The following is a 26,052-nucleotide window of genomic DNA, read 5'->3' as shown; positions in this document are numbered from 1 at the left end:
ACAGCCCCGGAAGCCCCAGCTAACCGTCACGGGAACCGCGCCTTGCCGTAGGCGAACCGTGCAGGGAGACCTCGAAGTGGTGCCTGGCCAGCGGCTATACCGTCGGCCAGGCACCTGTCAAAGTGTTTGCGGCGTCGCCATCGGCGCGGTGAAACAGTCCAACCAGCCCGGCCGTTCGAGCCCGGACTCGGCCGCGAGAACGCGCCCAGGACGTCCGCGATTCTATTCGAAGCAAGGGGCAGGTTATTTCGAGCCGCTCGAGCGTGATGGCACAAAGTGAATGAACGAGACTGTCCGCTCCACCGCATCGACCGTTTCCGAAGTGCCTGCGATAGTGTTCGCCTTGAAAGATGGCAATAGTACTCAGTAGTTTCGTCACGATGCGGAGTTCGCTGAGCTGACCAGTTCTCACTCCCGGTCCGGCCGAACCGCAGGCGCTTGGCGTGCACAGGTGCAGCTGTCCGAGGCTTGGCGTTTCGCTTACTCCGGAACCGGCTGGCCGACCAGTGCCGCGACCTAGCCTCGTTGCTGCCCGAGGGCCACCGGGACACGGTAGCCGCGGCCAGTCCCCTCCTCGAACTGGCTAGCTACCTTGGCCCCGTGGCATCCCGTCCGCGGTGTTCGCCACCGAAGCTGTCGCCGAACTGCTGCTGAATCGCGCGGGACGCAGGAGCGACACGGAACAACCTGACGCAGCGCGGTAATGGACGTGCTCAACTCACCGGCGCACACGGAGGCGATCGCGAGCTCGTACGGCGTGGAAAACGGTTCGCAGAGCTTAAGGATCTCCGGACTGCGGTAAGACCGCAGGACAGCCTCCTTGTGCGCGGCCGTCATCGGCCCGGGGCGCATGACAAGGCCGGGCAGTGGAGCCGCTTCCTTGCTGGTGACCGACGTCGTGCCGGAAATGCGAAGCCAGGTCGCCCAGCAACCGCCCCTGGAGGCGGGCGCGACACTCGTAAAACCGTGCACCAGCAAAACCCGTGGTCGATGCCGCGCCGAGCAGCTCGTCCGCGGAGCCGGCACAGGGAGTCGGATTGCAGGAGGTTGAAGACTCTGCTCCCGCGCTGCACACTAGCGTTCACGATCTGTGACCTTGGGGAGGGATCACGCGATGGACGGACCCGGCTTTCACGTCGATGTGGACAAGCTGGAAGAAGCCGCGACGGGTATTCGGGAAAGCGTCGACGGCCAGCAGAACTTTGAGCTGCGCGGGTTGTGCGGCGACGCCGACCTCTACGGTCACGACGGCGTGCACGACGCGCTGATGGACCTCTGCGTCCGCTGGAGCGACGGACTCGACACTCTCACCGACGACGCAGGAGCCATCGCCGACACACTGGCGAGAGCAGCCGTCGCCTACCGTCTCCGCGACGGGGCCGCAGCACGCGAGTTCAGCGCCGACCCGGGCGAAGAGGCGGTGACCGGTGGCTGAGCTCGGCCAAACCCAAGTGCCGACCGAACTTGTGAAAGGGAACCCTGCCGCCATCGAGGAAAACGTCCGCGTGCTGCGTGGCCGCGCGGACAGCGCCGGCCGCGCCTCGGACGGACTCAAGTCCCTCGACACCGGGGCGTGGCAAGGCCCCGCCGCTCGAGACTTCCACGACAAGTTCTCGTACGAACCCGCGAAGTGGTATACCGCCGCCGACTCCCTGCTGTCCGCAGCTGATGCCCTCGCCGGATACGCCAGCACACTCCGCTGGGCTCAAAGCCAAGCCACCGAGGCCATCACAGCATGGAACAAGGCGCAAGCAGCGACCCAGCAAGCGCAGCAACAACATAACGAGGCCTCGGCTCAGGCAACCGCTAACGGCCAGCCACCACCACCCTTCTCCGATCCAGGCGAGGCCACACGAAAAGCAGCTCAGGCCACGCTCGACAATGCCCGCCGCCAACTCTCCGACGCTGGAGATGACGCAGCCGCGGCCATCAGAGAGGCCGCCGCTGGCGCGCCCGAGAATTCGAGCTGGCTCGACGACGCAGGCGACTTCCTCGCCGACGCCGGAGGGCACCTGGTCAACGGCTTGGCGTCGTTCGGGAACGCCATGATCAACCATCCGGGCGAAGTCGCCGCTGCCGCCGCCGGTATCGGACTGACCGTCATCAGCTCGGCCGGGGAAGGACTCGGGGCCGCGCTGGACGCGACGGGAATCGGAGCAGTCGCCGGCGTGCCGCTCAACGTTGTGTCCGCGGCGGGCATCGCCACCGGTGCCACGATGGCCGGCACCGCGATCGGGAGTCTCGCAGCCCACGCTGCAGGCGACGACCACGTCTCGCCCATGCAGACCAACCAGAGCACGAGTGGCGCGGGGGCGGATGCCGAACCGCCGTTCTCCCCACCGAAGGAGATCACCGGCAAGACCGACCACGGCGGCAAGCAGATGGCCGAACGCGACGGCCACGGCGTCAGCGACGCCGCAGCACACGACGCCGTCGCCAACCCGACCAAACCGCCCAAGTTCAGAATGGACAACTACGGCGGGAGCTACCGCTACGTCGGCAAAGACGCCACAGTTAACCTGAACCGACATGGGGAGATCACGACAGCGTGGGCACGAACACGGGCAGGCTGGAGGCACGAATGAGCACAGTGATGGACAGCCTCCCCGACCGATTCCGGCCGATCGTGACCAGCCTGCTGGAGAAACACGACCCTGAACTACTGGCGGCATTTCAAACGCAAGAGAAACCCACCCTCGACCAGCAAGAGGCAATGATCGACGTCCTGGGCGATGCCTTCACCGAGCACTTCGGCCCAGGACACGAACCGACCGAACAAGGCAAGCTCATCGACAACGCCCTCGGCGCGTTCCTCACCCGCTGGCCCTCCGAAGACCTCGCTGAGGACTGACCAGTGGTGCAGGCAACGCTCACCGCCCCGGCGGGATCGATCCTCCGCCAGGACCCGGCGGAGCGCGTCGTCACCGAGGTCGCAGTCGCATCTCATGTTCGTCTGTGTCGCCGACAGGGAACTTCGTCGCTGAACACGCCCCGAATGCGTGACTGCTAGGTTTGCGTGATTCCGAAAGCTGTCCACCTAGCGTTTTCCTGTGTGACCAGCCGGCTGCTCGCGATCAAAACTGCACCCTGAATTGCCTCGGAAACGACCCATGCCGCCCAGCAGTGGACAGACGATAAACACTTCTCTGCCGTTTTCTTGAAGTCGAATTCTGGAAGCTCGGAGCAAGCCAGACGCAGATAGCGGAATTCCATCCTCTGGTTCCGACTCCTGCGGTTGGGCCGTCGCCATCGAGCAACTAGACCACTCCGTCGGATGCTTCCCCGCGGGCCTAGAAACGCGAAACCACTTCGGAGAACCGGGTGTGCGGATCGGGGCGATGCCCAGTCGGAAGCGGCATCAGGCAGGCCGATCGACCGCTCCAGCCCGCATCCGCATAATTGAGGAGGACAAAGGGAGGAACCATGGCACGGTTGCCAGCCGCCGTTACGCCCGTCGACGTCAGGTGCGGTCGACGATGACCGATCCTCGGCCCTCCGCGGCCGAAACCGCGGCTGCGCTCGACGCGTTGCTGGGCGAGCTGGTCACGAACCTCTACGCCGCGACCGAGGGCGCGCTCGGCGCCGCCATCAGTGTTCGCCGGGGGGACGAGCCGTTGCTCGTGGTGGCCACGCACGGCATCGGCGAACGCATCGTCCCGGCCCAGGTCGACCTTTTCGGCGGTCCGGTTCCCGACGCCGCCTGGCACGACCAGCCGGTGCGGACCGACGACGTCTTCGCCGACCCGCGCTGGCCCAAGCTCACCTTCGACAACCTCGTCACGCACGCTCCCGCCATGGAAGAGCAGTGGAGCCGCATTCGCGGAATCGCCGCGCTGCCCACCGCGTGGGACGACACCGGAACGGTCGTCCTGTCGGTCACTCTCGACCGTCCCGCCGACGCCGCGCTGGCTGTCCTGGCCCGCTACGAGCGGCTCGTCGCGGCGACCCTGGTCGTCGGCGAAGCCGCCAGCGGAGCCATGGACCAGATGATCGACCTGCTTCGCTCCCGCGCCGCCATCGAAGAAGCCAAAGGCGCCATCATCGCGATCCGCCGCTGCAGTCCCGACGAAGCTTGGGAGACCTTGCGGCGCACCAGCCAGGAATTCAACGTCAAGCTCCGCGAACTCGCCGTCGCCCTCGTCGAATACCTCAGCCGCGCCAAGGCTCCGCAGCCCGTGGACAAGCCACCCGTCGTCCCGGGCCCGGCCGCCCGCCGTGCCGCCGAGGCACTCTGGGCGGCGTTCACCGCGCCGCACTGAACCAGACGTGGTCTTCCGCGCGCCAGCCTCGATCAACCCTGACTGCCGCCACACGAGGCCGGGGTTTACTCCGGCAATTCCTCGTCAGCTGGGAAAGAACCGCTATTTGAACCGAGCGTTATTCCCGCGGAGGCGGGGCTCGGGAACCGCCCCGCCGTCACGGAACTGTCAGGCATACGAACGGCGGTTTGCCGACGACGAGGCGACCCGGGTGCTGGCGGTCTCGATCATGGATTGCGCGTAGTGCGGCGCTTGTCTGGGCCGGAGTTCGTCGGCATGCCGATGCTCGCTGCTGCGGAACGCGCGGACGCGTTGCCCTTGTGGAAAACCATTGGTGACCGACTTGCTCCGCTGATGTACTGATGGCCACCGTGAGTCCGCCGCGTGACGAAGGTAGAAGTTGTGAGCAGCTATAACGCGCTTGCCGAGGTGTACGAATGGCTCATCTCCGATGCAAAGGTGACTCCGGCTGAGTTCGCTGCGTCGTTTGATGACGTCCTCCGTCTTCTGCCGTCCAACGCTCACGTTCTTGATTGTTCGTGCGGGACCGGACAGTTGGCAGTTGGCCTCGCCGGTCGTGGCATGCACGTTGTCGCAACTGACGCCAGCGAAGCGATGGTCCGTCGGACCGCGGAATTGTCTGCAGAGTTCGGGGCATCTGTCCGGACAATGCGGGCGAGCTGGGAAGAGTTGCCCGACCATTTCGATGACGACACCTTCGACATGGTGTTCTGCGTTGGCAACTCGCTGCACCATGCCGAGGGCACGCGAGGCAGAGTTGCTGCTCTGGAGTCGATGTCACGGCTTCTGCGCCGTGGAGGGCGTTTGGTGCTCACCTCCCGCACGTGGGAACTCGTGAGAGCCAGAGGGTCCCGGATGGACATCAGCGACCGACTCGTCCGCCGGAACGGTCGCGATGCCGTCGTGGTCTACCGCTGGGACATTCCGCCGAACTGGGAGGACGAGCACCACATCGAGATCGCGATCGCGCAAGTGGATACCGCGGGGTCGGTTCTCGCCCGCTCGGAACTGTTGTCGAGCTGGCCCTACCGATACGAAGAACTCGAAGCCGAATTGCACCGGGTCGGACTCCGGACGGAAATGAGCACGTTCACCCTTGAGGCCGAGAACTACACGGTGGTGGCGAGCAAGGTATAGGCAACGGGCTCTCAGTCCGTGGCCGGTCAACCGCTCGGTCACACCCCAGGACGGCCGCCGGACGGAATCTCGGCGTGACTGTCCGCGGCTTTCCGGACTGCCGCGCGGTTGGCGAGCGCGATGATCCCGCTGGCCAGGACCACGGCGAAGACGGCACCGACGGTGTTCATCGCCCAATCGTTGGTGTCACAGGCGCGTCCGATGGCGGGCACCAGCGCCTGGAGCGCCTCGATCACAGCGGACAGTCCCGCTCCGGCCGCGAGGATCAGCCACGGTCGCCGCGTGACCAGCGCGGCGAAAAACACCGGCGGGAAGAACAACGCGACGTTGGCCAACGGCTCCACGCTGGTCAACGTGGGCACGGCGAACTGGACCGTGCAGGCGACATAGTCCACTCGGCTCGGGGCTGGGACGAGGGTCAGCGCGACGACCGGCAGCACGGAAAGCAGCACGAGCGTCCAGAGGATCAGGTACCTGTGCTTGATCCTCTGGACGCGCAGGAGCGAGTAGCCGACGACGACGCAGACGACGGCGATCAGGAGCAGCACCAGCGGCACCAGCGCCGAGTTGTCCAGCAGGAAGTTGGTGATCATCAGGGCACCGATCGTACGGCCAGCCTCCACCGCGGCTGAGCCCAGGAATCAAGCATGTCCCCGAGATCGCTCGGGCACCCGCCGGAACCCTCCGGGTAAGCAGATCACCGCGAACCGTCTGTCATCTCGGCACTCCGGGTGCTAAACAGGACTCCCTGGTTTCACCGCCGCCTTACCCGGTGCGCCCGGTCCGGGGCTCCGGGCGCACCGCCGAGAAAGGGTTGCCATGCCTGTGAAGCGCATCTTCACCTCCACTGTGGCCACCGGGCTCGCCGCCGTCTGCGCACTGGCCGCGGCGCCCGCGGCCTCGGCGAGACCGGCCCCGCCGCCGGCTCCCGTAGCGGAGGGCTCCGGGGGCGCGGTCGTCTCCGACACCGTCGAGTCCACGCAGGCCGGGATCGACGTGCTGCGCCGCGGCGGCACCGCTGCGGACGCCGCGGTCGCCGTGGCCGCGACGCTCGGCGTGACCGACCCGTACGTCGCCGGGCTCGGCGGCGGCGGGTATTTCGTCTACTACGACGCCCGCACCAAGACCGTGTCCACCATCGACGGGCGCGAGACCACCCCGGCGGGCGACTCTTCGTCGATGTTCATCGACCCGGCCACCGGCAAGCCGTACGCGTTCGAGACCGCGGTCGAGAGCGGCCGTTCCGTCGGCGTGCCGGGAATGCTCGCCACGTGGCAGCGCGCGCTGCAGCGGTGGGGCAAGTTCAGTCTCGCGGACAACCTGAAGCCCGCGGAGAAGGTCGCGCAGCACGGGTTCGTCGTCACGCCCGAGTTCGAGCGGCAGACACAGTCCGTGGCGGCGAAGCTGGCCCACTTCTCCCCCAGCGCCGAGCTGTTCCTGCCGGGCGGAGCCGCGCCGAAGGCCGGTTCCGTGCTGCGAAACCCCGATCTCGCCGCGACCTACCGGCAGATCGAGCGCGAGGGCATCGGCGCGTTCTACGGCGGCCCGGTCGGCCGGGACCTCGTCCGGACCGTGCAGAACCCGCCCGCCGCACCCGGCACCGCGACCCCGCTGACCGGCCCGATGCAGCTGTCCGACCTGCGCGCGTACCGGGCGCTCGACGGCGCGCCGACGCACATCAACTACCGCGGCTACGACGTCTACGGCATGGCCCCGTCCTCCAGCGGCGGCATCACCGTCGGCGAATCCCTCAACATCTTGGGCAACTTCCCGCTGTCCACGATGGACCGGACGCAAGCGCTGCACCACTACCTGGAGGCGAGCCGGCTCGCTTTCGCCGACCGCAACCGCTACATCGGCGACTCGCGCTACGTCGCCGTGCCGCAGCAGCAACTCCTCTCCAAGCGCTTCGCGGCGAGCCGGGCGTGCCTGATCGATCCGGGCAAAGCCGGGTCGAGCCCCGTCGCCCCGGGCGATCCGTACGCCCCCGGCCCGGGCTGCGCCACCGCTCCGGCCGCGTCGTCGGACAGCAACGAGCAGCACACGAACCACTTCGTCGTCACCGACAAGCAGGGCAACATCGTGTCCTACACCAACACGATCGAGCAGCTGGCCGGCAGCGGCATCACCGTGCCGGGACGCGGTTTCCTGCTGAACAACGAACTGACCGACTTCAACTTCGCCCCGACACAGGGTTCGGCTCCCGACCCGAACCTGCCCGCGCCGGGCAAGCGGCCGCGGTCGAGCATGTCGCCGACGATCGTGCTGCACGACGGCAAGCCGTTCCTCGCGGTCGGTTCGCCGGGCGGCGCGACGATCATCACGACCGTCCTGCAAATCCTGGTCAACCGGCTCGACCTCGGCATGACCCTGCCGGACGCGATCGCCGCCCCGCGCGCCTCCCAGCGCAACGCGGCGACCACCGACGCCGAACCGGCCTTCCTCGCCCTACCCGCGGTGAAGGGCCTCGAAGCGCTGGGACAGAAGTTCAAAAACGCCGGTGCCATCGGCGTGGCGGCGGGGATCGAATTCCTGCCGCACGGACAGCTGCTGGCGGCCGGGGAACCGACCCGGCGCGGCGGCACTTCCGCGGCGGTGGTGCACGCGAAGCACTAAGGCCCGGACGGCCCGCCGCCTTTGCCAGGCGGCGGGCCGTCAGCCGGTGGCGAAGTTTGCTAGCGCGTCACGAGCTGCACCGCCGCGACGAGATCCTCATCGTCGGCGAAGCAGGGAAACCGGGCCCGGTCGCCGAGGCTTTGCGCCCGCATGGTGACTTCCCAGGCACCCCCGTGCCCCGGCCGAGGAAGGAGCCTGTCTCGGCCGGGGCAGCAGGATCCGCTAAACGCAGCTCGCGTCGATGACGTAGTAGTTCGGCCCGGTTTGGCGGAGTTTCGTGCTCCCGGACAAGGAATCCGGGCCCATGTCCTGGTTGGAGCCGTTCGCCAGCGCGTAACCGAAGCTGTCGTGTGCCCGGCCCGCCGTCACATGCGCGTAGTTGGCGGCCGAGAAGCATTGTCCGGCCGTGCCCGGCAGACTGTCCGGCTGTCCGCGCCCGGACGTCACCGATGGCCGACCCGATCGCCCCGAGTTTCAGCGGACTCGCTCCGGAGACCACTGCAGCAAAAACCGCAGCGCCTCCTCGCTCGGCGAACCCGGTTCCGCGGTATAGGCGACCAGCAGCTGTTCCGGATGAGTGTCCACGGTGAACTGCTGGACGTCGAGTTCGAGCTTCCCCGCCACCGGATGGCAGTAGACCTTCGACAGCGCACGCGGCCCACGCACCTGGTGATCCGCCCACCACCGCCGGAAATCCGGGTCCCGCACGCTCAGCTCGCCGACCAGCGCGGTCAACGCCGGATCGTGCGGCGTCCGGCCCGCTTCCATCCGCAGCACCGAAACGCATTCGCGCGCGGCCCGCGGCCAGTCCGCGTACAGCGAGCGGAACGATTCGTCCACAAAGGTCAGCCGGATCAGATTTCTTTCCGCCACCGGCAGCCTCTCGAAATCGGTGAGCAACGCGGCGCTTCCCCGGTTCCAGGCCAGCACGTCCATCCGGCGGTGCAGCACCATGGCCGGAACGTCGCGCATCGTGTCCAGCAACTGCCGCAACCGGGGCGCGACCTCGGGCCGGACCGGGGGCCGCGGCGAGACCGGTGCGACGTCGGCGACCGTGAAGAGGTACGCGCGTTCGTCCGGCGCGAGCTGCAGGGCATCGGCCAGCGCGTCGAGCACCGACCGGGACACGCGGTTCGTGCGGCCCTGTTCGAGACGCACGATGTAGTCGACGCTGAGGTGCGCGAGCTGAGCCAGCTCCTCGCGGCGCAACCCGGGGACGCGCCGCCGCCGTCCGTCGTCCGGGTACCCGGCCTGCCGCGGATCGAGCGCCGCTCGGCGGGCGCGCAGGAAGTCGCCCAGTTCGTTTGCCATGCCTCCAGTGTGCGGGGTGGGTCCAGCCGCTTGCCTGGTACCAGGCTGCATAGGCAACACTGTCCCTGGTTCGCGGCCCCGGACCGCGCCGAAACTGGAGACATGCGAAACGACGTCTCCTTCTCCAGCAACAACCTCCGCATCGCCGCCCACCTCTATCTCCCGGACGCCCCCGGCCCGCATCCCGCGCTGGTCGTCGGCCACCCGGGCACCGGTGTCAAGGAACAGACCGCGGGCACGTACGCCGAACTGATGGCCGGGCTCGGCTACGCCGCCCTCGCCTTCGACGCCGCCTACCAGGGCGAAAGCGAAGGCCAGCCGCGCGGACTCGAAGACCCGGCTCAGCGGGTCGAGGACTTCAAGGCCGCCGTCAGCTACCTGACCAGCCGCGAGGACATCGACCCCGCCAGGATCGGTTTGCTCGGCATCTGCGCGTCCGGCGGCTACACCCTGACCGCCGCCTCCACCGACCGCCGAGTGCGAGCCGTCGCCACGGTCAGTGCCGCCGACGTCTCCCGCCAGCTGCGCCTGGGCTCCGACGGAACCCAGGATCCGGCGGTCTTCGACGGAATGCTGACCGCGTCCCGCACCGCTTCCGGTGGCCTGCCGGTCTTCCCCGCGAACGAAAACGAAGCTCGCGCCGCCGGCGAGCACGCCTACGAAGGCTGGGAGTACTACTGCACCCCGCGCGGCGCGCACCCCCGCTCCGCCAAGACGCTGACCTGGGACAGCATCGACCGGCTCGCCTTCTTCGACGCCTTCGCGCCCCTCCCCCTGCTCGGCCCGCGGCCGCTGCTGATGATCATCGGCGAGCGCGCGGAGACCGCGTGGATGAGCATCGAGGCGTTCCAGCGGGCGACCGGCCCGAAGGAAATGGTCCGGATCGCCGGAGCGTCCCATGTGGACCTTTACGACCGGCCCGCGGCGGTCGACGCGGCGGTGGAGAAGCTCGGCGAGTTCTTCGGCAAGAATCTGTGAGGGTTTGTGGAAAGTCGCCTTTCTCGAAGGACACGTGCGGGGCGGCGGAGAGAATAACGATGACCGGCGCGGATCCGGCCGTGGTTCGGAAACTCGGTCAGGGCACGTTGTATCCAGTGATGGCGGCGAGAGAAGCATCCGACGACAGGCTCGAGTACAGCCAGCTATTTCCGTTTTTGCGGGATGCTTTGTGCTTGTTGCCGGAGTTCCCCTAATCGCAGGTGCCTGGCGGCTTGTTTCCGATGCTTTTCTCTGCGCTGCGGTCAGCGTCCGGAAGCGGCGTCGAGACTCTTCGCGGTTCGGGCGAACGCCGCGGGCGACAGCGTGCGCCACACGATCACCGCGCCCGCCCCCTGGATGATCGAGGCCAGCACCCAGACTTCGCGCAATCCCAGGTGTGCCGCCACCATTCCACCGGCGAGCGCGCCCAGCGGGGTCAGGCCCCAGGCGAGCGCGCGATGACTCGTGAGCACCCGGCCCAGCAGCGCGGACGGGGTGTACAACTGCCTGCTCGACTGCGAGCAGACGTTCCAGACCAGGGTGTTCGCGGTCATCGCCGCCAGCAGTGCCCCGACGGCGGGCGCCCAGGGCGGCGCGATCGCGATCAGCAGCAACAGCACCGCGGTCGCCGTTTGCGCGATCCGCATCGACATCGAGTAGTCCAGCCGGGCGACGATCCGGCCGACCACGAACGACGACGCGACCCAGCCCACGGCCATGCAGGCGAGCAAGGCGCCGTAACCGGTCGGCCCTATGCGCAGTTCCTGGGTCGCGTAGAGCACGAGCATGGTGTTGGCCGCGCCGGAAGCGAAGGAGCCTAGCGCGACGGTGATCGTGATCGACCGCAGCAGGGGCGTGGCCACCAGGTGCTTGAGCCCCGCTGCCAGATCGCGCAACGGATGGCTGCGGGCCGGCACGGACGCGGCGGTGCGGATGCCGCGGGTCAGCACGAACGCCGCCGTCGCCGCCGCGACGGCGGCCCAGGCCGGCACGCCCGGGGCGAGAGTCATCAGCGCACCGGTGGCGGGCGGCACCACGAACTGCACCAGCCCGCGGTCGATGACCTGGAGCCGGGTGTTGGCCGCGGGAAGCCGGCTTTCCGGCACGATCGCCGGAACCAGCGCGCCGCTCGCTCCGTCGCCGAGGACCTGTGCCGTCGTCACCGCGAACGCGACCGCCATGAGCAGCGGCAACGTCAGCGCGCCGGTCGATCCCGCCGCCGCGAGCACCAGCGCGGTGCAGGCGAGCCCGGCGTAGGAAAACGTCAGCACGGTCTCGCGCCGGACTCGGTCGATCACCAGTCCCGCGAACAGCGAGCACAACAGCCACGGCGCCTCCCCGACGACGTTGACCAGCGCCACCTCGCGGGGATCGGTCGTGATCGAGACCGCGAGCAGCGGCAACGCCGCCAGCAGCAAGCCTTCGCCCGTCGCCCCCGTCATCGCGACCGCCTGCAGCCGCACCCACATCTTCGTCCCCATCGTTGCCACTGTCCCGCATCAGAACGGGCAGTGCCCGGAAAACCGCCGAATTAACACCGACTGGACGCGCGGCCCGGCCCCCGGAATTGCCGGACCCGTACGAGCGGCGGCCGATGCGGCAACCGCTCGAATACCTGGGCCCGCGTCACCCGTTCGGGTCTTGTTACCCCAAACAGCGCTCAGTAATTTGAAAAGACCGGGGGCGGGAATAAGCAGGGCATTCTCCCTCGGAATCATCGAAACAAGTGAGGGAGGCGGAGAAATGGACACCATCGAACAGGTGGCAGAAGAATTCGCACACGAGACGTTGAGCGAGATGCCGCACCTGCTCTGACGCGACGCGAAAGGGGTGGAGGCGCCAGTCGCCTCCACCCCTTTCGCCGCTGTTTTCCCGGGGGAGAGGAAACTTCATGCGTTATTCGGCTCCGTCCTATGCTCCGCCGAAAGGCGCGGAAGCTTTGGCCCGGCGGCTGCGGGCATTGCTGACGGCGAACGCCCCGGTGCGATGCCCGGTTTACGTGGGCCTGGCGGATCCGGGCCCGCTTTCGCCCAAGCACGCCGTAGTCACGCACAGCAGTGCCCGCCTGCTGGCGAACGGCGTCGCCGAAGAAGTGCCGAGGACGAATACCAATCCGGCGCCGGTGCTCAGAGTGCTCGCCGCGGCGAGCCGCGGTCGAGCGGACGCGATGGGGACGGATATGGCGAAGTTCCCCTCCGATCTGGCGTCGCCCATCTGGCAGCGGGTCGCCGAACTGACGGCCGACCCGGAGGGCTTGTCCCCTGTCGAACGCCGGGTGGCGGCGGATGTGCTGCTGCGCTTGGGATACGTGAAGCGGGCGTCAGCGCTGCTCCGCATGGACGGAGTCGACGCAGCGACGCACAAGTTCACCGACCCGCAGGTCGCGATCAAGGAGTTCGCCGTTCTCTACTGGCGGCCCCACGATCCGCTCGCCTTGGAACAACTGGCTTTGCGCGGCGCGGCTGACCCGGGGCTGGACGCCGACACCCGGCTCAGCCTGGCGACCTTCGTGATCGTGCGCAACGGCAAGCTGCGCACCGAGACCGCCGAGATGCACCAGGCCATCGTGCTCGCCGAGGCCATCCTGTCCGAACTGCCGGACAATCACTGCGCGTCGAGCCTGGCGAAGCAGTCCTATTACCGGGGGCTCGCCTTCCTGCCCTTCCTCCGCGGCGACGAAGCGGGCACGTTCGAACTGCTCGACCGGGCAGCGCAGGCGCAGGCCGACGCCGTGCCGCACGGCGAACTGGAAGAACTCGCGTGGATCGACTACGCCTTTCCGCTCTTCGAGACCCTGGCGAAGACGAACCTGCTGACCGGGCACCCGGATCGTGCGCTCGCGGCCACCGATCGGCTGCTGGAGATCAGCCCGCACGATCACCGGGCCTGGACCGCGCGGGGCCGGGCGCTGATCGAACTGGGCGAACTCGAAGCGGCCGTGGCGGCCTACGCGCACATGGAGACGCTCGGCGGCCTCCCGGCGGCCGCGGCCGCGTTCCACCAGGGCTGGCTCCACGAGCAGCTCGGCAATCCCGACCTGGCCCGCGAATGCCATGAGCGGTCGCGGACCATCGACCCGACCGTCGAGATCGGAGCGGACAAGTGACCAAGCCGTGGGTCGTCGTCCCCGGGGTGATCTCCTCCCCCGAGTCCCTCATCGCACTGCACGCCGACCAGCTCGAGGACAAAAGCGCCCACGCGAGCCCCGGCGAGACCCGGATCGTCGACGGCAGGCAACTGCTCGACGACGCCGTCGAGAACGCGGTCGCCGGTGCGTTCAAACGGGCCGCCGACCTCACCGGCATCGAGTACTCGACCGTCGAGCGGATCTCGATCCTGCGCTACCGCAGCGGCGGCGAGTACTCGTGGCACGCGGACAACGAACTGGTCCTCGGCCGCGAACGCAAGCTGTCCATGGTGATCTCGCTGAACACCGGCTACGAGGGCGGCGGAACCGAGTTCATGTGGCCCCGGCCGGGATGCTCGGAGACGGTGAAGCTGCCCGCGGGCGACGCCGTGGTCTTCCCCTCGTTCCTGTACCACCGGGGCTGCGTGACGACCTCCGGCGAGCGGTGGATCATCGTGGCCTGGGCCGACGGTGTGCCGTTTCGCTAACTGCCGCTCGTCTCGATGCGCGGGAACAGCGGCGACGGCGCGCCCAGCTGGTCCCCGCCGTCGCCCAGCTGCGCCGCGACCCGGGCGGCGGCATCGGGCAGGAACGGCGTCAGCTCGTCGGCGACGACGCGCGCGGCGTGGATCAGCAAGGCCAAAGTGTCGCTGAGCCGTTGCCCGGCCTCGGCGTCGCCTGCCTTTTCCGCCTTCGCGAGCGTCCACGGCTCGGCCTCGACGACGTACCGGTTGGCCTCCTCGACGATTTTCCACACCGCTGCGGTGGCCGTGCGGAGGTCGAAGCGGGCCAGCGCCTCGTCCACGGCCTTCGGTGCGGCGGCGATGGCGTCCGTCAGAGGGAGACCCGGCAGAGCCGCCAGCGGCGGAACGGTGCCGCCGCGGTACTTGTGGATCATGCTGACCGTCCGGTTGACCAGGTTGCCGAGCCCGTTCGCCAGGTCTTCGTGGTAGCGCCCGATCAACCGGTCGGTCGTGTAGTCGGCGTCGCCGACCCTCGGGACGTCGCGCACCAGCCACCAGCGGAGCGCGTCGGCGCCGAATTCGTCGACGATCGCGACCGGGTCGATGGCGTTGCCGAGGCTTTTGCCCAGCTTGCGGCCCTCGACCGTCAGGTAGTCGTGCACGAAGATCGTCGTCGGCAGCGGCTCCCCCGCACTGAGCAGCATCGCCGGCCAGTACACGGCGTGGAACCGGATGATGCCCTTGCCGATGACGTGCGTGCGTTCGTCGGATTCGGCCCACCAGTGCCGGTAATTCTCGCCGCCGGTCCCGTAATCGAGCGCGGTGATGTAGTTGCCCAGCGCGTCCCACCACACGTAGACGACCTGGCCGGGGTCGCCGGGAACCTCGATGCCCCAGCCGCGCGCGCGTTCGGTCGAGCGGGAGATCGAGAAGTCCTGCAGGCCGGTCTTGATGAAGCCGAGCACCTCGTTGCGGCGGCTCTCCGGCTCGATCCGCAGCGTGCCCGACTCGATCAGCTCGCGCAGTTCGCTTTCGTACCGCGACAGTTTGAAGAACCAGTTCTCCTCGCTCACCGGGACCGGCGGAGTGAAGTGTTCCGGGCAGGTGCCGTCGACCAGCTCCGCCTCGGCGTAGAACTGCTCGCAGCCAACGCAGTAAAGCCCCTCAAAATCCTTGCGGTACAAGTCTCCTCGCGCGTCAGCAGCCCGCCAAAGACGGTCGACGCCCGCCCGGTGCCGCGGATCCGCGCTGGTGCGGATGAAGTCGTCGAAGCTGATCTGCAGCGGTTCGCGCAGTTTTTCGAACGCGGCGGCGTTGCGATCGACGAAATCCTTCGTCGGCACGCCTTCCGCTTCCGCGGCGATCGCGTTCTTCAAGGAATTGTCGTCGGTGCCGGTGAGGAAGCGGACCTCGTCGCCCCGGTGCCGCCAGTGCCGCGCCATGACGTCCGTCTGCACCAGTTCCATCGCGAAGCCCAAATGCGGCTTGGAGTTCACATACGGAATGGCGGTGGTGACGTAGCGGCGTGACATTATGCCTCTCCAGCTCGAGACGGGTGAACGGCCATGCTATCGGGCCGCCGGAAACGAGCGAAGGGCTGGGTGTGCGCACCGGATTCGAATCAGACGAAAACCTCCGAACAAGCGGCGAGCAGCATCGACGGCAGGCGATTCTCCCGGCTCGCACGCGGTGTTCCGAGACCAGCGATCACCAGTCCTGTTCCTTGAGCATCTCGCGCAATTTGGCCAGCGCTCGATGCTGGGTGACGCGGACGTTGACCGCCGAGATGCCCAATGCCTGCGCGGTTTCTTCGGCGCTGTGGCCGACCACGATGCGCAGCGTCAGGACTTCCTGCTGGACCGGGGCGAGCCGGGCGAGCAGTTCTCGCAGGGTGCTGCCCAGGTCGAGGCGCAGTGCTCCCGCTTCGGGTTCGTTTCCCGTCGCCTCGATCTCGGGCACCTCGGCGACCGGGTGCAGGCGGTCGCGGGCCGCGGCGCGGAAGGCGTCGGCCACTTTGTTCGCCGCGATCGCGAACACCAGGCTCAGGAACGAGCCGCCGCGGTCCTGGTACGCGGGCAGCGCTCCCAGGACGGCGACGCACACCTCCTGGGCGACGTCGTCAGCGGCCAGGTACCGCAGATCCCGCCCGCCCAGCCGGGCCCGGCAGTACCGCGTGACCACCGGACGGAGAATCGCGAGCAGGCGGCCGATCGCGATCGGGTCGTGGTCTCTGGCGGCGCGCACCAGTGAGTCCAGGTCCTCGGCGACCGGCCGTCCGGCGGACCGGGGAATCGCTTCCCGCGCGGCGGGCCGGTCCAGCACGGAGACCCCGGCGCCGGGCTGGGAATCGGGGCGCGACAGGACGTCGGCACCGCTGAAGCCTTGTTCGTCTGCCACCGCGGCCGTCCCCTCGCCCACGCCCATCCCTGCCGTTTCGAGGGTGCCGGGCGAGCACCGTCACCGGCAGAGGCATGCGACCCGCGAACGGGGACCAAAGTCACTCCGCGAATGGCATGGTTGTCGGGTGAAGGCGGACGCCGGTGTTGCGCGCGGCTGACGCACCGGACGGGCGGCGAAGGCAACCCGCGAGGGAAGATCGGGGCGTGATGTCGGACTCTGTCGATTTCGAAGCGGTGTTCCTGGCCGCGCCGTCGCCGACCGCGGTGTTGTCGCGGGACTTCGTCATTCTCGCGGTCAATGACGCTTACGAGACGGTCTCCGGGCGCCGCCGGAGCGACCTGGTCGGGCGAAACGTGTTCGAGGCGTTCCCGGACGATCCGCAGGACCCGCGCGGGGCCCGGGCGCTGCGGGCGTCGCTCGAACGGGTGCGGTCGACCCGGCTACGGCACACGATGCCGCTGCAGCGGTACGACGTCGAGGTCCCCGAGCACCCCGGCGTCGTGGAACAGCGTTATTGGAGCCCGGTCAACGCACCGGTTCTCGGTCCCGACGGTGCGGTGCGGCTCATCCTGCACCGCGTCGAGGAAGTGACGGGTTTCGTACGTCAGCTGCGCACGGCCGGGTCTGACCCGGATACCGGCGAGGTGCAGGCGATGCAGGCCGAAGTGTTCGCGCGCAGCCGGGAACTGCACCAGGCCAATCAGCAGCTCTCCGCGGCCGCGGACATCTCCACGGCGCTGCTGGCGGACGTCGCGCCGGCCGAGGTGCTTGACCTGATCGCGGCCCGGGCGCGCGAGATCGCCGAAGTCGACCAGACTCTGCTCTTCGCGCCCGACGACAGCGGAGAGCATCTCGTCCCGGCGGCCGCGGCTGGCGCGCAGTCGCAGGCGTACCGGGCGCTGCGGTTGCCGCTCGCCGGGGGCTCCGGTGCGGAACCACTGGCTGTGCGCGTCTACCGGACCGGCGAGTCAGCGGTCAACGAGGACGCCGCCCAGGCCGGCCGTGACGCTGGACTGAGCCCGGAAGTCGCCGTGGGCTCGGCGCTCGGGGTGCCGCTGGGATCGCCGGGCGCGGTGCGCGGCGTCCTCGCGGTCGTCAACGAACCAGGACGCACTGTCGCCGCGCGTCAGGCGGTGCGGTCGCTGGAGCTGTTCGCCGCGCAGGCCGCGATCGCCTTGGAACTGGCCGAGCGGAGGGCGGACGCGGTGCGGTTGTCGCTGCTCGACGACCGGGAACGAATCGCGCGCGAGCTCAACACGTCCGTGGTCGCGCGGCTCTCCGGCATCGGCATGGAGCTGAGCGCGGCGCTGAAGCTGATCCAGCGTCCGGCCGCGGCGGAGCGCGTGCACAACGCGGTCGAAGCGCTGGACCGCGTCATCCGGCGGCTGAACTCCGCCGTCTTCGCGACACCGGACGAACCCGCCCCGCAACGCCCCCTGCACCGGCGTATCCACGATCTCGTCGACAGCGCCGCGTCGACGCTCGGGGTCGCGACCACCACCCGGGCCGACAGCCGCCTGGACACCGCACTCGGCGAGCAGGCCGCGACGGCGCTGCTGGACATGCTGAACACCGCGTTGTCCGACGTAGCGGGCCGTCCCGGGGTCCGGCACGTCCTCGTCATCGCCGAACTGCGCCCCGAACCGGCACCGGGCCGCGTCTACGCGCGGGTCGAGGACGACGGGACTCCGGTCAGTCCCGCCGCTCGCGCGGGCGAAGGCACGGTGGTCACCTGGCAGCTGGCGCTCGGCGAGGCGGCTCGTTCGGACCGCTTCGACTGATTGGCCGAACCCCGTTCCGCCGGAAGCAGTTCACGCCGAAGAGAACAGGGCGGAGTGGAGGCGATCACGAAGGCGTCGTGTTTTTTCTGGCCGAGTCGGTTCCGCTCGGGCGCGGTAGCGGCGACGTAGCTCCCGGTGCCGGACACAAGACCGTGCTGCTCGACGACGTCACCGGCGAACGTTGGGCCCAACGGATCCCTTGGCTTCCATTATGGCGCGAAGGGCGACGGGCGGTGGGCTCCCGACCTCGGCAGCGTCGCTGCCCGCGCTCGGTGCGGGGTTCGCCTCGGTGACCGGGTGTGGTCGGCGCGGCGGCCTTATCCCACTGCTGCTAACGGGCGCGCTGTACGGCGCGCCCGACCTTGACGCTTTGGCCGCAGCGGCGCTCGTGTTCACCGTCGCGATGGCGCGGCGGGAAAACGGCGGGTCCGACCGGGGTTTCGTCCTCCGGGTGACCCGAGGTCAATTCAGCGGCGCCGACCACTCCAGCCGTAACCCGCCGCCGGGCGGAGAGTCCAGGCTGAACTCCCCACCGGCCGATTCGGCCCGTTCCCGCAGATTCGCCAGCCCGCTCGGCGAAACCCCCTCCGCCAGCCCCCGCCCGTCATCGGTCACCGACACCCGCACCACCCCGTCCCGCACCGCCACCGACACCGACAGCGCCGACGCACCCGCGTGCCGGACCGCGTTGCTCACCCCCTCCCGCACCACCGCCTCCACCTGCTCGGCCAGCTGTACGGGCACCGCGTCCAAGGTTCCCGACATGCTCACCGTCGGATGCAACGGCGCATCATCGGTCAACTCCGCGATCGCGTCATGCAACCGATGCCGCAACCGCGTCTCACCCGCCGCACCCCCGTGCAAATCGAAAATCGCCGTCCGGATCTCATGCACGATCTCGTGCAACTGATCAATGCTCTCCTGCAACCGCCACTGCAACTCCGCAGCCTTCGCCCGCCGCTGCGTGCTCTGCATCGCCAACCCCACCGCGAACAACCGCTGAATCACATGATCATGCAAATCCCGCGCGATCCGATCCCGATCCGACAACACATCCCGCTCCCGAGCCGCCCGCGCCTGCGCCGCCAACTGCAACGCCAACGCGGCCTGATCGGCAAAAGACGCCAGGACCGGCAGCTGGTCCGTCTCGAAGACGGGCGCACCTGGCTCCCGCACCGCGATCAGCACGCCCGACGTGTGGTCGCCCGCGCGCAGCGGCACCACCAGCGCGGGACCGTAGCCGCGGTCCTCGGACAGTTCGAGGTTCGCCACCCGCCGCGGCGTGCGGTCCCGGTAGACCGAGCCGGGAACGGTTCCGGCGACGTCCATCCGCACTCCGCCGAGTTCGTCGGCTCCGTTTCCCGAGCACACCGTCACGGTCAGTTCCGCAGGGTCGGTGTCCCATTCGTCGTCTTCGCCGAGCCTGCCGGTGCCGGGCAGGGCGAGCATCGTGGCGTCCGAGCCGGTCAGCTCCAGTGCGCGGCTCGCGATCAGCTCCAGCGCGTCGACTGGGTCGGTGCCGCCGAGCAGTTCTGTGGTGATCTCGCTGGTCGCGCCGAGCCAGCGCTGTCGCAACCGGGCCTGTTCGTAGAGGTGCGCGTTCTCGATGGCGATTCCCGCCGCGGCGGCGAGGGCCTGCACGATGACCTCGTCGTCGTCGGTGAACTCCGCTCCGTCTTTCTTTTCCGTGAGATAGAGGTTTCCGAACACCTCGTCCCGGACTCGCACCGGCACGCCGAGAAACGAGTGCATCGGCGGGTGATTCGCCGGAAACCCCACCGACGCCGGGTGCGCCGAAATCTCCGGCAGCCGCAACGGCTTCGCGTCGTCGATCACCAGCCCCAGCAGCCCGTGGCCCTCCGGCAACGGCCCGATCTTCGCCCGCGTCGGCTCGTCAATGCCCAGGTACACGAACTCCGCCAGCGGGCCGCCGCCGTCGCCGAGCACTCCGAGCGCGCCGTACCGGGCCTCGACCAGTTCGACGGCCGCCTGCACGATCCGCCGCAGCGTGGCGTCCAGCTCCAGCCCCGACGCGACCGCCAGCACCGCATCGAGCAACCCGTCCATCTTGTCCCGGGTGCTGATCAGCGCCTCGATCCGCTCTTGCAGATCGCGCAGCGTCTCCCGCAGCCTCAGCTGCGACAGAGTCCCTGACAGCCTTCGGCCGCTTTCTCCCTTGTCCGCCATCGGAACCGCACGGCCTCCCGTTGATCGGCACTGTTCCGGACAGGTGACTTTCGCCTCTGTAGTCCTCATGCGACAAAGTCGCATCCTGGCGGAACGACTACGTACTACATCATTGTGCCGCCTTCCGCGGTCCGGGGAGAACGATGACCGTCACTGTGGCGCCCGCCGGGCAGCTCAGCGCCGACCAGGTGGCTTCTGTGCTGCGCTCGGCCACCCTCGCCCCGTCCACGCACAACACCCAGCCGTGGCTGTTCAGCAGCGGCCCGGCGGGCATCGAACTGTACGCGGACGCCGACCGCATCCTGCCCGTCGCCGACTCCGACCGGCGCGAGCTGCTGCTGTCCTGCGGGGCCGCGCTGTTCAACCTGCGCACCGCGATCCACGCGACCGGCGTTCACCCCAGCACGACGCTCTTCCCCCGCCGCGACGACCCCGACCTGCTCGCCGTCGTCCGGCCGCAGGCCGCCGCGCCCGTCGACCGCAGGCTCGTGGTCCTCGCCGAGGCAATCCCGCGCCGGCACACCAACCGCACGCCGTTCACCTCGAAGCCCGTTCCCGCTGAATTCGTCGGACGACTGCGGCACGCGGCGGAGGTCGAGCACGCCTGGATGCCCCGGCTCGACGACGACCAGCTGGCCGGACTCCGCGACCTCGTCGGGGAAAGCCACCGCCTGCAGATGAACGACCCCGCGTTCCTCGCCGAATGGCGCCGCTGGACCGGGCGGGCCCAAGACAGCCGGGACGGCGTGCCCTTCGCCGCGGGCGGAGCCGCGACCGCCGACGACACCTGGGTCCTGCGCGATTTCGGCGACGGCACCCGCGCGATGGGCACCCCGCCCCTGGTCGTCGTGATCGGCACCTTCGGCGACGCTCCGACCGACCGGCTGCGCGCCGGACAGGCCATGCAACGCGTGCTGCTCACCGCGACCGCGGCCGGGATCGACGCCTCGTTCATTTCCCAGCCAGTCGAGGTGCCCACGATCCGCGCCCGGCTGCGAGACCTGCTCGGCGGCGGATTGTGGCCGCAGATCGTGCTGCGGCTCGGCTACGGCACGCCGGTCTCCCGGACGCCGCGCCGAACCGTCGCCGAGGTACTGGTCGATCCGCCGCCCTCGCTGAGCGCGTGAGCGCTGGCTGCCTTCGCTGGATCCGCTCGGTGAGCGGGGCCGATCAGCTGCCGGACCGCCTCACTGGGGCGCCTGAAAACCGCCGATCCGCTGCTCCAGCAGCTCGGCCAGCCGCAACGGCGTCCGGTCCTCGAACATCGGGCCGAGGATCTGCACCCCCACCGGCAGGCCCTCGGGCGACAGTCCCGCGGGCGCGGCGGTGGCGGGCAGGCCGGGCATCGTGGCCAGGCCTGCCCAGACGAGCTGGTCGAAGAACGGGTACTCGACGCCGTCGATGTCTATCCGGCAGGCCAGCAGATCGGGGTTGTGGTCGTGCGGGAACGCGGGCGTCGGCGTGACCGGGCAGACCACGGCGTCGAATTCGGCGAAGAACTGCCGCCAGCCGTGCCGGTGCAGTTCGCGGCGGTGGTTCGCCTCCATCCAATCGCGGTGGGTGAGCACCATCCCGCGAAGCCGCGACGCGTCGAGGCTCTGGTCGTCCGCGCTCAGTCCGGCCGCTCGGGTCTGCAACTGCTCGTACGCATCGACGGGAAAACGCGCGACAGAGCCCGAGAACAGCAACTTCGTATAGAGCGCCGCGGCTTCGGCCAGATCGGGCAGCAGCGCGCTGTGCCGTTCGACCTGAGCGCCGCCGTCGGCAAGCGCGTCGGCTACCCGGTTCACGCCCGCACGCACCGCGGCACCGGTCGGGATGAACGGATGCTCGTCGAGGACCAGGACGCGGAAGTCGCTCAGCCGCTCGTGGCGCGCGGGCGGAAGAGCCAGCTGGTGTGCCACGCCGTACGTCAGCGGGTCCGGTCCGGCCATGACGTCGAGCAGGAGCGCGAGGTCGCGGGCGGTGCGCGCCATCGGGCCGACGACCGCGAGATCCAGGTCGACCGGCAGCGGCGGCTCGGCGGGCAGGATCATGCCGCGGTTCGCCACCAAGCCGAGGGACGGCTTGTGCCCGTAGACGCCGCAGAAATGCGCGGGCGTGCGCAACGAACCGCCGATGTCGGAGCCGATGGACAACGCGCCGAAGCCCGCCGCCAGAGCCGCCGACGATCCGCCGGAGGAACCGCCCGGCGTGCGGTCGTGGTCCCACGGGTTGTTGGTGGTGCCGTATACCGGATTGGAACTCTGCAAACCCTGCAGTCCTAAGGGGACGTTGGTCTTGCCGACTATCACCGCGCCGGCTTCCTTGAGCCGCGCCACTTGCACCGCGTCCTCGGCCGGAACGAAGTCCCGGTGCTGCGGCAGGCCCCAGGTCGTGGGCAGTCCGGCGACGTTGTAGCACTCCTTGACCGTCACCGGAATCCCGAGCAGCGGCCGGTCCTCGCCGCGGGCGCGAGCCTGGTCTGCCTCGTGCGCGGCGGCGCGCGCCCGGTCGAAGTCCGGCACGCAGATCGCGTTGAGCGCCTTGTCTTCCCGCTCGATGCGGGCGATCGCCTCGTCGGTCAGCTCCGCCGACGTCACTTCACCGGCCCGCAAAGCAGCCGCGAGAGCTTCGGCCGATTGAAAGTTCCACTCCATGAATTCGACCGTAACGGCCCTTGCCTGGAGCCATAAAATGTCAATTTCCGCAACGGACTCAGCGATCCCAGAACCCTTGCTTCTCCAGCAAAGCCACCGCGCGCTCGCCCGCGTCGGCGAGGTGGCTCTCCACCAGCTTGCGGGCCCGGGCGGCCGAACGAGCGGACAGCGCGTCCAGGATCCGCCGGTGGTCGTCCCGCGCTTTGTCCGGCCAGTCCTCGTGCGCTTCGTAGAACCCGTGCGACACGGTCTTGCCCAGGATGCCGATGAGGGAGACGAGCCGTCGCGAGTCGGCGGCGTAGTTGATCCGGCGGTGGAATTCGAAGTTCAGGCGTTCCTGTTCGGCGCGGTCCACTGTGGACTCCATCCGGTCCGCCAGATCGTGCAGTGCTTGCAAGCTTTCCGGGGACAGGTTTTTCGCGGCGCGTTCGGCGGCCAGTCCGGACACGACACCGAACACGCGGTAGTGGTCGCGGATGTCGTCGCGGGTCATCCGGGCGACGAACGCCCCGCGGCGGGCGACGTGCTCGACCACGCCCTCATGGTCGAGAGTGATCAGGGCTTCGCGGATCGGGAGCTTGCTGATGCCCAGTTCCCCGGCCAGCGCCTCCTGGTCGATCTTCGCCCCGGCGCGCAACCGGCCGGAGAACACCCGGCGGCGGATTTCCTGCGCGGCCATCGCGTTGAGGTTCGCCGGACCGGTCCGGCGCGATCCGCTCTCGAGCATCGACTCCCCCTCCGCCCGACGTCCTGTCCGATGAAGTATCACATACCGCTGCCCGCCCAAATCCCGCGAAGCTCACCCGTCCGGACCCACCGGTCGGCGTCGTCACGCGGCTGACCTGGAGATACCCGGCCTCGACGGCGCGGCTCGGCGCTCTCCTCATCTGTGAGCCATTCGATGATTTCTGATAAAGTATTTTCCATCCGGGCGTGGTGGGCCATAGTGGAGGGCATGGCAGCAGCGGTGACCCCCGAGGACTTCCGGCCCATCCTGGAACTCGTGCGCGACTTCGTCCGGACCACAGTCGTCCCCCGCGAGCAGGAGATCGCAGACGGCGACGCCATCCCGCACGACCTGCGCGCCCAGGCCGCGGAGATGGGCCTGTTCGGCTACGCCATCCCCCAGGAATGGGGCGGCCTCGGCCTCGACCTGGCCCAGGACGTCGAACTCGCCATGGAACTCGGCTACACCTCCCTCGCCCTGCGCTCGATGTTCGGCACCAACAACGGCATCGCCGGACAGGTGCTGGTCGGGTTCGGCACCGAGGAGCAGAAGAGCCGATGGCTGGAACGCATCGCCTCCGGCGAAGTCGTCGCCTCCTTCGCCCTCACCGAACCCGGAGCCGGATCCAACCCCGCCGGGCTGCGCACCAAGGCCGTCCGCGACGGCGACGACTGGATCATCGACGGGCAGAAACGGTTCATCACCAACGCACCCCTGGCGGACCTGTTCGTCGTGTTCGCCCGCACCCGCCCCGCCGACCAGACCGGACCCGGCATCGCCGTGTTCCTCGTCCCCGCCGACACCCCCGGACTCCAAGTCGGACCCAAAGACAAGAAAATGGGCCAGGAAGGCGCCTGGACCGCCGACGTCACGTTCACCGGCGTCCGGGTGCCCGCGTCCGCGCTCGTCGGCGGCGACGAAGACGCCGGGTATCGCGCCGCGATGACCTCGCTGGCGCGGGGGCGCGTGCACATCGCCGCGCTCGCCGTCGGTTCCGCACAACGGGCGCTGGACGAATCCGTCGCCTACGCCGCCTCGGCGACCCAGGGCGGGCAGCCGATCGGCGATTTCCAGCTGGTGCAAGCGATGCTGGCCGACCAGCAGACCGGCGTGATGGCCGGTCGCGCGCTCGTGCGGGAGACCGCGGCGCGGTACGTCTCCGGCGAAGACCGCCGGATCGGGCCGTCGGCGGCGAAGCTCTACTGCACGGAGATGGCGGGCACGGTCGCGGACCTCGCGGTGCAGATCCACGGCGGCACCGGCTACATGCGCGACGTCCCCGTCGAACGCATCTACCGCGACATCCGGCTGTTAAGGCTCTACGAAGGCACCAGCGAAATCCAACGCCTCATCATCGGCAGCGGCCTCATCCGCCAGGCGAAGAAAGCACAGAAATGACCACCCGCGCGGCGACGCGGGCGCGGGAAGCGGCGACCCTCCTGTTCGTCCCGGGCGACCGGCCGGAGCGCTTCGGCAAGGCGATGGCCGCCGGGCCGAGCCTGGTCGTGCTCGATCTGGAGGACGCCGTCGCGCCTGAGCGCAAGGAGTATGCGCGGGAACAAGCCGTCGCGTGGCTCGAGGAGAACCCCGAGTGCGCGGTGCGGGTAAACGCCGCCGGCACCGCCTGGCACGACGAAGACCTCGCCGTGCTCAGGCGGCGCCGGTGCACCGTGATGCTGCCCAAGGCCGAACCGGCGACGACCCGCGCCGCGGCCGGGCAGCTCGGGATCCTGCCCGTCGTGATCGCACTGGTCGAAACCGCACGCGGGGTTCTGGACGCGCGGGAGACCGCGACCGTGCCGAACGTGCAGCGCCTCGCGTTCGGCAGCTTCGACCTGGCCGCCGAACTAGGCGCCGATCCGGCGGACCGGGACGCGTTCGCCGCCGCGCGGGGCGCGCTCGTGCTCGCCTCCGCCGCAGCGGGTCTTCCCGGGCCGATCGACGGCGTCACGGCGGATCTGCACAACGAGGCTCACCTCGCCGACGAAGTCCACTATGCACGGCGGCTCGGGTTCGCCGGAAAGCTGTGCATCCACCCGAAACAGGTCCCGGTCGCCGCCGCGGCGCTGCGTCCGACGCGCGAGGAAATCCGCTGGGCGCAGTCGATCGTCGACGCCGGCGCGAGCGGCGCGGCAGCGGTGAACGGGCAGATGGTCGACAAGCCGGTGCTTGAGCGCGCCCAGCGCGTCCTTCGGCAGGCACGGCAAGGGAACGGCCAGGGGTCGAATTCCTGATGCCGCGCACCGCGCCGACAGGAAAGCCAGGACAGCGAAACTGTTCACGTCGGACTCGAAACCCGGACGCGATCACGCCGCTGCGGCACCTCTTCTCCGGCACGTGCGAGGCGAAATCCACGGAGAGAAACACCGCCCCGACCACACGATCGGACCAAGGTGAAAGGGTGT

The 26,052-nt window shown here is 69.0% G+C and carries 22 protein-coding genes; 13 read left to right on the top strand and 9 right to left on the bottom strand.

What is annotated here, in order from left to right; genetic code table 11:
- The first annotated feature begins 1,114 nt into the window (after positions 1-1,114).
- The 5 genes from ACZ63D_RS24840 (at position 1,115) to ACZ63D_RS24820 (ending at position 5,417) form a co-directional block, all read left to right on the top strand.
- Complete coding sequence (locus ACZ63D_RS24840) at positions 1,115-1,435, top strand: hypothetical protein (protein WP_465356731.1); 321 nt, start codon at positions 1,115-1,117, stop codon at positions 1,433-1,435.
- The gene (locus ACZ63D_RS24835) at positions 1,428-2,585 is read left to right on the top strand and encodes a putative T7SS-secreted protein (protein ID WP_465356730.1); all 1,158 of its coding nucleotides are present in this window, start codon (positions 1,428-1,430) and stop codon (positions 2,583-2,585) included. The genes ACZ63D_RS24840 and ACZ63D_RS24835 overlap by 8 nt, the downstream gene beginning before the upstream one ends.
- Positions 2,582-2,851 carry a hypothetical protein gene (locus tag ACZ63D_RS24830; RefSeq protein ID WP_465356729.1) on the top strand — a complete coding sequence of 90 codons (270 nt, stop codon included), beginning with the start codon at positions 2,582-2,584 and terminating at the stop codon, positions 2,849-2,851. The genes ACZ63D_RS24835 and ACZ63D_RS24830 overlap by 4 nt, the downstream gene beginning before the upstream one ends.
- A 625-nt stretch (positions 2,852-3,476) precedes the next feature.
- The gene (locus ACZ63D_RS24825) at positions 3,477-4,259 is read left to right on the top strand and encodes an ANTAR domain-containing protein (protein ID WP_465356728.1); all 783 of its coding nucleotides are present in this window, start codon (positions 3,477-3,479) and stop codon (positions 4,257-4,259) included.
- A 402-nt stretch (positions 4,260-4,661) separates the two neighbouring features.
- Positions 4,662-5,417 (top strand): class I SAM-dependent methyltransferase, encoded by a 756-nt coding sequence (locus tag ACZ63D_RS24820; RefSeq protein ID WP_465356727.1) that lies wholly within the window; start codon positions 4,662-4,664, stop codon positions 5,415-5,417.
- A gap of 38 nt (positions 5,418-5,455) precedes the next feature.
- On the opposite strand, the gene ACZ63D_RS24815 is transcribed toward ACZ63D_RS24820, so the two are convergent.
- Positions 5,456-6,010 carry a VanZ family protein gene (locus ACZ63D_RS24815; RefSeq protein ID WP_465356726.1) on the bottom strand — a complete coding sequence of 185 codons (555 nt, stop codon included), beginning with the start codon at positions 6,008-6,010 and terminating at the stop codon, positions 5,456-5,458.
- 226 nt (positions 6,011-6,236) lie between these two features.
- Between ACZ63D_RS24815 and ggt the strand changes: the two genes are divergently transcribed.
- Positions 6,237-8,033, top strand: coding sequence for a gamma-glutamyltransferase (gene ggt / locus ACZ63D_RS24810; protein ID WP_465356725.1), 1,797 nt, complete (start codon positions 6,237-6,239; stop codon positions 8,031-8,033).
- Between the two features lie 222 nt (positions 8,034-8,255).
- On the opposite strand, the gene ACZ63D_RS24805 is transcribed toward ggt, so the two are convergent.
- Together ACZ63D_RS24805 and ACZ63D_RS24800 are read right to left on the bottom strand one after the other, a co-directional pair.
- Positions 8,256-8,480, bottom strand: coding sequence for a hypothetical protein (locus ACZ63D_RS24805; RefSeq protein ID WP_465356724.1), 225 nt, complete (start codon positions 8,478-8,480; stop codon positions 8,256-8,258).
- A 27-nt stretch (positions 8,481-8,507) separates the two neighbouring features.
- Positions 8,508-9,344, bottom strand: a complete 837-nt coding sequence (locus tag ACZ63D_RS24800; protein WP_465356723.1) for a helix-turn-helix transcriptional regulator — start codon at positions 9,342-9,344, stop codon at positions 8,508-8,510.
- Between the two features lie 102 nt (positions 9,345-9,446).
- Here ACZ63D_RS24800 and ACZ63D_RS24795 point away from each other — a divergent pair, with 102 nt between their 5' ends.
- Positions 9,447-10,322: an alpha/beta hydrolase gene (locus ACZ63D_RS24795; RefSeq protein ID WP_465356722.1), complete on the top strand. Its 876-nt coding sequence runs from the start codon at positions 9,447-9,449 to the stop codon at positions 10,320-10,322.
- A 263-nt stretch (positions 10,323-10,585) separates the two neighbouring features.
- On the opposite strand, the gene ACZ63D_RS24790 is transcribed toward ACZ63D_RS24795, so the two are convergent.
- Complete coding sequence (locus tag ACZ63D_RS24790; protein WP_465356721.1) at positions 10,586-11,803, bottom strand: MFS transporter; 1,218 nt, start codon at positions 11,801-11,803, stop codon at positions 10,586-10,588.
- A gap of 410 nt (positions 11,804-12,213) precedes the next feature.
- Between ACZ63D_RS24790 and ACZ63D_RS24785 the strand changes: the two genes are divergently transcribed.
- Positions 12,214-13,428: a tetratricopeptide repeat protein gene (locus tag ACZ63D_RS24785; RefSeq protein ID WP_465356720.1), complete on the top strand. Its 1,215-nt coding sequence runs from the start codon at positions 12,214-12,216 to the stop codon at positions 13,426-13,428.
- On the top strand, positions 13,425-13,937 hold the full coding sequence (locus tag ACZ63D_RS24780) for a 2OG-Fe(II) oxygenase (protein WP_465356719.1): 513 nt from the start codon (positions 13,425-13,427) through the stop codon (positions 13,935-13,937). Before ACZ63D_RS24785 ends, ACZ63D_RS24780 begins: the two co-directional genes overlap by 4 nt.
- Here ACZ63D_RS24780 and metG read toward each other — a convergent pair.
- Positions 13,934-15,445 (bottom strand): methionine--tRNA ligase, encoded by a 1,512-nt coding sequence (gene metG, locus ACZ63D_RS24775; RefSeq protein ID WP_465356718.1) that lies wholly within the window; start codon positions 15,443-15,445, stop codon positions 13,934-13,936. The two genes, ACZ63D_RS24780 and metG, sit on opposite strands and share 4 nt — an antisense overlap.
- 175 nt (positions 15,446-15,620) lie before the next feature.
- Positions 15,621-16,205 carry an RNA polymerase sigma factor ShbA gene (gene shbA / locus ACZ63D_RS24770; RefSeq protein WP_465356999.1) on the bottom strand — a complete coding sequence of 195 codons (585 nt, stop codon included), beginning with the start codon at positions 16,203-16,205 and terminating at the stop codon, positions 15,621-15,623.
- Between the two features lie 314 nt (positions 16,206-16,519).
- Between shbA and ACZ63D_RS24765 the strand changes: the two genes are divergently transcribed.
- Positions 16,520-18,094, top strand: a complete 1,575-nt coding sequence (locus ACZ63D_RS24765; RefSeq protein ID WP_465356998.1) for a GAF domain-containing protein — start codon at positions 16,520-16,522, stop codon at positions 18,092-18,094.
- A gap of 462 nt (positions 18,095-18,556) precedes the next feature.
- Here the strand turns inward: ACZ63D_RS24765 and ACZ63D_RS24760 are convergent, their stop codons facing one another.
- Positions 18,557-20,281 (bottom strand): GAF domain-containing sensor histidine kinase, encoded by a 1,725-nt coding sequence (locus ACZ63D_RS24760; protein WP_465356717.1) that lies wholly within the window; start codon positions 20,279-20,281, stop codon positions 18,557-18,559.
- Between the two features lie 143 nt (positions 20,282-20,424).
- On the opposite strand from ACZ63D_RS24760, the gene ACZ63D_RS24755 reads away from it, so the two are divergent.
- On the top strand, positions 20,425-21,408 hold the full coding sequence (locus ACZ63D_RS24755; RefSeq protein WP_465356716.1) for an Acg family FMN-binding oxidoreductase: 984 nt from the start codon (positions 20,425-20,427) through the stop codon (positions 21,406-21,408).
- Between the two features lie 60 nt (positions 21,409-21,468).
- Here ACZ63D_RS24755 and ACZ63D_RS24750 read toward each other — a convergent pair whose 3' ends face one another.
- Both ACZ63D_RS24750 and ACZ63D_RS24745 read right to left on the bottom strand, forming a co-directional pair.
- A complete protein-coding gene (locus tag ACZ63D_RS24750) occupies positions 21,469-22,920 on the bottom strand; it encodes an amidase (protein WP_465356715.1) in 1,452 nt (483 codons plus the stop codon).
- Between the two features lie 58 nt (positions 22,921-22,978).
- Entirely contained in the window at positions 22,979-23,647 is a 669-nt protein-coding gene (locus tag ACZ63D_RS24745; RefSeq protein ID WP_465356714.1) for a GntR family transcriptional regulator, read from the bottom strand.
- Positions 23,648-23,875: 228 nt separating this feature from the next.
- Here ACZ63D_RS24745 and ACZ63D_RS24740 point away from each other — a divergent pair, with 228 nt between their 5' ends.
- On the top strand, positions 23,876-25,045 hold the full coding sequence (locus tag ACZ63D_RS24740) for an acyl-CoA dehydrogenase family protein (RefSeq protein ID WP_465356713.1): 1,170 nt from the start codon (positions 23,876-23,878) through the stop codon (positions 25,043-25,045).
- Complete coding sequence (locus ACZ63D_RS24735) at positions 25,042-25,881, top strand: HpcH/HpaI aldolase/citrate lyase family protein (protein WP_465356712.1); 840 nt, start codon at positions 25,042-25,044, stop codon at positions 25,879-25,881. Before ACZ63D_RS24740 ends, ACZ63D_RS24735 begins: the two co-directional genes overlap by 4 nt.
- The last annotated feature ends 171 nt before the right edge of the window (positions 25,882-26,052 follow it).

The sequence above is a fragment of the Amycolatopsis sp. NPDC104775 genome (genome assembly GCF_055583325.1).
This window is presented reverse-complemented; position numbering and strand designations above follow the sequence as displayed.